Source organism: Roseateles sp. P5_B10 (genome assembly GCF_056400485.1).
The window spans coordinates 1-6,951 of sequence record NZ_JBFULE010000240.1; the positions used below are offsets into that span (position 1 = coordinate 1).

The window sequence follows — 6,951 nt, forward strand, 5'->3', positions numbered from 1 at the left end:
AGATCAGGGAGTACTCGCGCTGCAGGAAGACAAAGGAGTTGACGGCTGCCACCGGCCCGCAGGCCATGTTGGGACAGGGAGCCACATTCTTCTGAGACAGATCACCGAACTTGTCGACGTCCTCATGCTCAAAATGCACCACCGGCACGGGGTCGGCCAGCGCCGGCGTACAGAGCAGGAGGCCTACAAGTGCGGCAAGAAGCCAAGAGCTGCGAACCGCCTGCGAAACGTCGTTCATGCTGCGCTCCCCGCGTGCCGAATCCGGCAACGCCCCGTTTTGCGCCTGCATCGCTGGCCTGTCAACGGCAACAGGCGGTGGTCGCGCCCGGCACATCCTCTACCTGCACGATGAATTGCTCGCGGGCAAACGGGCGCGCACGATGCCCGGCAAGACTTAAAACTTCAAACCTGACCCCGATCCTCGCTTTCAGCTTCTCCGACGGCGAGGGCCGTTGCATGTCGGCAGGCGCATGCAAATCGCATTCCGTTCGCCACGAACGTACATTTTTGCGGCTGATCAGGCGGGGTGCTGAGGCTTTTGCGTTAGACGAAGCCAGGCCTCAACTGGAGCGATCCAAGCCATCGATGGCAGGCGTGGCGAATGTCGGCTGCCACTTCGGTTGCCGCTTCGCCGAGTCGGCCCTCGCGCAGCTGCATCGTGAACTCCGCACGGGGCAGGTCGGGAAGGATGTCCCCCGTCGGAACAGCGCGCAAACCCGTTGCCATGAGGGACGGCGTGAGAGGCGTTACCGCAAAGCCCGATGCCACCGCAGCCAGCAAGGCGCCGGAACTCTGGGCCGTCAGTGCGATATGCCAGCGTCGCCGATGCCCTGCCAGGGCGACAAGCGCCGCATCACGGTAGGGACAAGGCTCGGAGAGAAAGGCCATCGGCACAGGCCGTGCAGGGTTCAGGAAGGAGCGCTCCGAGAAGGCCCAAACCAGCGGTTCGCTCCAGAGGAGTTCGCCCACACCGGAGCCGCCGCACCGCCCGCCAATCGAGATGTCCAATGCGCGCCGCCGCGTGAGCTCGGACAACGCAATGCTGATTCCTCCGGTGACTTCCAGTTCGACCTCGGGGTACTTCTCGCGAAACCTAGTCAGCGCAGCGAACAGCCAATCGGCCGGAAGGCCTTCCGAGCAGCCGATGCGCACCGTATCGCGGATGCGCCGCGCAGCGCCCAGATGAAGGACGGCGTGATCGTTCAACGTGAGGATGCCCCTTGCGTAACCCAGTAGGACCTCTCCCTGTGCTGTCAGCCGAAGCGAACGGGTGGTGCGCGCGAAGACGCGGCATCCCAGCTGAGCCTCCAGTCGCTTGATCTGGGCGCTGACCGCCGACTGCGTCAGACGCACTCGCTCCGCGGCACGCGAGACGCTCCCCAGATCGGCAACAGAGACAAAGCTCCTGAGGAGCTGCGGATCAATGAGCATGATTCAGTGAGATTACTTCTGAAAAGTCTCATATTAAGTTGATTGAGGTCTGAGGAGGTTATGCCTACTCTCCGTTCCGTCTCGGACCTCCAGCCCACACTCCATGAAACACCTCCTGTACATCGAGGCCTCCCCTCGCAAGACCCAATCGGCCAGCATCGACGTGGCGAAAGCGTTCATTCAGCGTTGCGAGCAGCGGCACCCGAAAAGCGTAGTCGTTACGCTCGACCTCTGGTCGCTAGACCTTCCTGAAGTCTCTGCCGAGTTGCTGGAAGCCAAGTACGCCGGCATCAACGGCACGCCTCTGACACCGGTGCAGCAGCATGCGTGGGAGCGCGTGAAGTTACTTGGCCAAGCGTTTCACGCGGCCGATCACATCTTGCTGTCGGTGCCACTGTGGAACTTCGGCATCCCCTACAAGCTGAAGCACTTGATCGATGCGGTGTCCCACAAGGACATCCTGTTCAGCTTTTCCCCGGAGGAAGGAGCGAGAGGCTTGCTCGGCGGCAAGGCCGCCACGCTGGTTCTGGCTCGAGGACTGGACTATGCCGCGGACGGCGTGGGCAGCTTCCACTCGCTCGACTTTCAGAAGCCCTATCTCGAAGCCTGGCTGAAGTTCGTCGGCATAGAGCGCATCAACACCATCACCGTGGACAAGACGCTTTACGGACCGGAGGTAAACGCATCCGTTCGGGAGTCGGCCCGGCGCGAAGCGATCACCGTAGTGGACGGCCTCGATTGAAGGGGGAGGTCGAGTCGCGCGAGCCGGGTTGCTACACACCTTCGTCGGCGAAGCGCGGTTTGTTGGCCAGTGCAGCACTTCAGCACGCATGCCCTCGCTCATGGCAGGGCAGGACATCGGGCGCACCGCCTGCGGCCCGGCTATCGACACGCGGGGCGCCGATGGCGACGATCAGTCGCCCTTGCTGCGCGACCAGATCGGATCGGGGTCGATCAGATCGCGGATCGCACGGATCGGGGTCAGGCCCTTAATCTAAAGGCCCACGAAGGAGCCGCAGAGCATCGCAGGGCGCCGAGGCGCGTGCGCAGCACGCTTCGTGAACTGACTCCGCGCAACTGTTTGACCAGAGCGTAGCGGCGGGAGTTTTGCCCAGGTCTCGGCGACCGAGACTGAGGAGGGACCGAGCGCAGCACCTGCGTGCTGCGCGACGCCTGTCGAAGGACATGCCGCCTGCAAGCGGCACGGCGCACAGGGAACCCCTCGCAACGCGAGGGGCGGCGGAACCGGGGCAGCTTCTTTGCTTACTTTGACTTCGCCGAACCTTCGGTTCCTTGGGCGCCCAAGAAAGCGAGTCGCCCGCGGGGGCGAACTCCCCGCTGGACCTCACGCGTTAAGCCAAAGTCGCGACATACGCACTATCCACATCGCGGCAACGCCCTAGTGACACACGCCGCATGCTTGAATTGCTATCCCGCGCGCAGGCCGTCCAGAGCATCCAAGAGCCCGCCGCAACCAGGGGCAGCTTGGAGACAAACCCATGACGACGTCACTTCGGCAGTTGGCCCACCGCCTCCTGCTCGCCGCCACGACCGCAGCGTTGGCCACCACCGCCCACGCCCAGATCACCATCGGCCAGACCGCCGGCCACACCGGCCAAGTGGCCGCGAGCGTGGGTGAGGCGACGAAGGGCGCCAAGCTCTACTTCGACATCGTCAACGCCGGCGGCGGCGTCAATGGCCAGAAGATCAACCTGGTGTCGCTGGACGACAAGTTCGACCCCAAGATCGCCGTCACCAATGCCAAGCAGCTGATCGACCAGGGCGTCATCTCGCTGTTCCTGAACCGCGGCACGCCCCATACGCAGGCCATCATGCCGCTGCTGACCGAGCACAAGGTACCGCTGGTGGGGCCGTCCACAGGCGCCATGGTGCTGCACAAGCCCGTGCACCCGTGGCTGTTCAATGTGCGCGCCACCTACCAGCGCGAGGCCGAGCGGGCCATCGAGCACCTGAGCCTGATCGGCATGGAGCGCATCGCCATCGTGCAGGTGGACGACTCATTTGGCGACGACGCCGTGCAGGGCGCCATGGCCGGGCTGACCAAGACGAACAAGAAGCCCGTGGCCCACGAGAAGTACGACCGCGCCAAGCCCGACTTCGGCCCCATCGTGCCCAAGCTGCTGGAGAAGCAGCCCCAGGCGGTGATGTTCATCGGCTCGGGCACGGCCGTTGTGCAGGGCATGAAGGCCGTGCGCGCCGCGGGCTCGAATGCGCAGCTGGTGACCCTGTCCAACAACGCCTCGATGGGCTTCATCAAGGACCTGGGCGACATCGGCTATGGCGTCATCGTCAGCCAGGTGTTCCCATATGAACGCTCCATCGCCAAGCCCATCATCAAGGAGATCTCCGAGGCAGCCCAGAAGGCCGGCGTGGACGTGACGCCCACCGTCGTCGAGGGCTATGTGTCGGCCAAGGTGCTGGTGGAAGGCCTGAAGCGCGCCGGCAAGCAGCCCACGCGCGACAGCCTGCGCAAGGCGCTGGAGGGCATGAGCCGCTATGACCTGGGCGGCATCGAGCTGGGCTACAGCCCGACCGACCACAGCGGCCTGGACTATGTGGACCTGGCCATCATTGACCAGAACGGCAAGTTCCGCCGCTGAGAGGCTGACCCGGCGCTCGCCCGCCCTCGCCCTCTTCCTCGCCCTATCCCGCGCCTTCTGCTAACGGCGCGGCTTCGCGCACACCCCAGCACGCCCCTCTTCCTCCCGATTGATGAAGGCGCCGGAGTGCACCGGCGCGCGCGGCCATGGAGGGCCGCCCAGCAGCCCGCTCCCGCCCTGTGTTCTGCGGGATGGCGCCCGCTCGCCCCACGTCCAACAGTCCGCCGCCTAGGCCGGCGCATGCATGGGCCGCAGCAAGGCGAGGCAGGGACGTATGAAGAGCATCAAACAACATCTGTCCGACGAGAAGTTGCTGGCCGAGCTCATCACCAGCGTGCCGGTGGACGTGCTGCTTTCCACGCTGCAGATCGTCTCCACCACGGTGCTGTCCGATCAGACCGAAGAAGGCAGGATGTTGCTGGCCGCGGACGAGCAGGCTCTGGGTGTGTTCAACCTGCACCTGGTGCCGCCGCCTGAAGCGGTTCCCGAACGCGACTATTTCCTGTCCTTCGACGGCGCGCCTGGCGCGCGCACGGGCTTCCGGCTGGCGGTGTCGCTGGAGGAAGGCGCGCAGCGGCCGCTATTCAACCTGGCGCGCTCGGTGGCATCGCACGGCCTGGTGGCAGCCACGCTGGCGGCAGACGGCCAGTCGCTGACGGCCGCCCCGGGCAACCCGCCGGTGCAACTCGTCGGCCAGGGCCTGTTCCTGGTGCTGCAGGGGCAGGCGCGTGGCAGCGTCAAGCTGAGTTTGTCGCCCAACCGCGAGGCGCCTGACGACGTCGTCGTGCTGCAGGTGCAGCCGCCCACGGTGCTGTTGGGTGGCACCAGCTTCGGGTTCGAGTTCACGCACGGCATCGTGCTGGACTTTTCCAGCGAGGCCGGGCCGGCGGACGGCGTGGTGGTCGACGGCGTCGCGCTCGCCACGCCTGCGGACGCGCCCGCCTGGCAGGGCATTGCCGTCAACCGCGCGCGCTTCTTCCTGCCCCAGGGCGTGCCTTTCCTCGGCGGCCATGCGGTGGACGCCTGGCTGCAGCTCGGCCTGCCGCCCACGCCGGGCATCGACCTCATCGTGAATGCCCAGGTGCCGGCCGACGGCGACCGGCCGGCCATTGCCGTGCGCATCGAATGCCGCGACCCCACGGCGACGGGGCTGGACGGCTTCGTGCCCACGTTGGTTGAGGCGGTGATGGAGCTGCCACTGAATGGCCGCACCGAGAACTTCGGCCAGGCGCTGACGTTTGCGGCCGGCACACCGGTGCTGGCGCGGCTGCGCTATGCACGCAAGCCGGGATCGGCCGGCGCGGCGCCCGCGTCTGAAATGAGCCTGGCGCTGGAAAGCCAGGGGCCGGATGGGCTGCTGAAGATCGACAGCACGCCCGGCRGCCTGGGCGCCAAGATCGCCGTCACCGCGGCCACGCTGGCCACCGCGCTGATTGCCCAGCAGCCACCGCCGCCCGGCGGCGACGACAGCGGCGTGGTGCTGCAGACGCTGCTGGTGGCGGCCACGGGGCTGTCGAGCTTTCTGGAGCACGGCGAGCTGGTGCTGCACGGCGCGGAGCTGATCAGCAGCGGTGCCAAGCTGCCGGGCGGCGACGCGGTGCGGTTGAAGCTCGACTATTCGGTGGCGGCCACCGTCACGGGCATTGACGTGGGCGTGCTGTCGGTGCAGATGCAGCCCAACCAGCCGCTGCGCGTGCGGGTGCGTGAGGTGGTGCTGAGCATCTTCCCCGACAAGCCCGGGCTGGAGAAATTCAACCTCGACTACGCCCGCAGCTCGATGGAGGTGGAGGACCCCGGCGGCTGGTTGGTGCAGGGGCCGGGCTCGCTCTTCGACGTGCTGGGCACGCGCTCGGGCCGCGGCTCGATGTGGATCGAGGTGGACCTGCGCTTCAAGCTCGACCTCGGGCCGGTCAAGGTGAGCGGTTGCACCATCCGCGGCACGCTCGACGAGAACGGCAAGCTCAGCGGCGAGCTGCGCGGGCTGGAAGCGTCCATCGCGCTGCAGCCCATGATCACCGGCAGCGGCTCGGTGATGCTGACGCCCAATGGTTTTCGTGCGGCGATGGAAGCCAGCATCATGCCTCTGGGCAAGATGGGCGCGAGCGCCGAGATCGAAACCGAAGGCGAGATGCTCAAGCTGGCGCTGGGCGTGGACCTGCCGGGCCCGTTGCCATTGGCCAACTCGGGCCTGGCGATCTACGGCGTGGGCGGCATGTTCGCGATCAACGCCAAGCCCAAGCCGGTGCCGCCGGGCGATGACCCGGTGCAGGCGGCGCTGGACTGGGACTACCGCGAGGCGGGCATGTTCGTGGAGGAAACGGGTGCCTTCAGCTTCGGCCTGGAGGCCGTCATCGGCACGGCGCCGGACATGGGCTTTACCTTCAGCGCCCGCGCCGGCCTGTTCGTGACCACGCCGGACATCATCGTGCGCGGCTCGGTCGAAGGCCGCTACATGGGCCCGCGCATGAAGATCGCACGCGGCGGCAACGACCTGTCGCTGCTGCAGGCCAAGGGCGTCATCCTGGTGGACCCGGCAGACGGCGTCACCATCGCCGTCGAGGGCGAGTACAAGATCCCGCACATCGTCACCACCACGGTGCCCGTGGGCGCGCATTTCCCGACGGAATCAGCGGACTGGTTCATCCATCTGGGCGCCGACGGTTACCCCGCCGAAAGCCGTGGGCGCGGCCCGGTGCGCTCCATCTTCCTGCCCGACATCGTGGGCCAGAGCTCCGACGCCTATTTGATGATCCGCGGCAACGGCATCAACAACTGGCCGCGCGGCGGCACCTTTCGCGCCGCCCCGGGCAGCTTCGTCATCGCCTTCGGCGTCGGCTTCGACATCGTCTACGGCTTCAAGMCCGTGGTCTGGGCGGACGTGTTCGCGCGGGCCGACATC

The 6,951-nt window shown here is 66.4% G+C and carries 5 protein-coding genes; 3 read left to right on the forward strand and 2 right to left on the reverse strand.

The window, feature by feature from the left end; genetic code table 11:
- Together AC1DU6_RS15530 and AC1DU6_RS15535 are read right to left on the reverse strand one after the other, a co-directional pair.
- On the reverse strand, positions 1-238 hold a 238-nt coding region (locus tag AC1DU6_RS15530; RefSeq protein ID WP_477858144.1), incomplete at its 3' end, for a hypothetical protein.
- Positions 239-543: 305 nt separating this feature from the next.
- Entirely contained in the window at positions 544-1,431 is an 888-nt protein-coding gene (locus AC1DU6_RS15535; RefSeq protein ID WP_056201739.1) for a LysR substrate-binding domain-containing protein, read from the reverse strand.
- Positions 1,432-1,534: 103 nt separating this feature from the next.
- On the opposite strand from AC1DU6_RS15535, the gene AC1DU6_RS15540 reads away from it, so the two are divergent.
- The 3 genes from AC1DU6_RS15540 to AC1DU6_RS15550 form a co-directional block, all read left to right on the forward strand.
- On the forward strand, positions 1,535-2,173 hold the full coding sequence (locus AC1DU6_RS15540) for an FMN-dependent NADH-azoreductase (RefSeq protein WP_477858146.1): 639 nt from the start codon (positions 1,535-1,537) through the stop codon (positions 2,171-2,173).
- Between the two features lie 757 nt (positions 2,174-2,930).
- On the forward strand, positions 2,931-4,052 hold the full coding sequence (locus AC1DU6_RS15545; RefSeq protein WP_477858148.1) for an ABC transporter substrate-binding protein: 1,122 nt from the start codon (positions 2,931-2,933) through the stop codon (positions 4,050-4,052).
- Between the two features lie 274 nt (positions 4,053-4,326).
- Positions 4,327-6,951: hypothetical protein (locus AC1DU6_RS15550; RefSeq protein ID WP_477858149.1), on the forward strand; the 2,625-nt coding region annotated here is incomplete at its 3' end.

What these genes read in the sequence shown, in the direction of transcription:
- AC1DU6_RS15535 (WP_056201739.1), bottom strand. Translation starts at nt 1,431, where the DNA reads ATGCTCATTGATCCGCAGCTCCTCAGGAGCTTTGTCTCTGTTGCCGAT.
- AC1DU6_RS15540 (WP_477858146.1), top strand. Translation starts at nt 1,535, where the DNA reads ATGAAACACCTCCTGTACATCGAGGCCTCCCCTCGCAAGACCCAATCG.
- AC1DU6_RS15545 (WP_477858148.1), top strand. Translation starts at nt 2,931, where the DNA reads ATGACGACGTCACTTCGGCAGTTGGCCCACCGCCTCCTGCTCGCCGCC.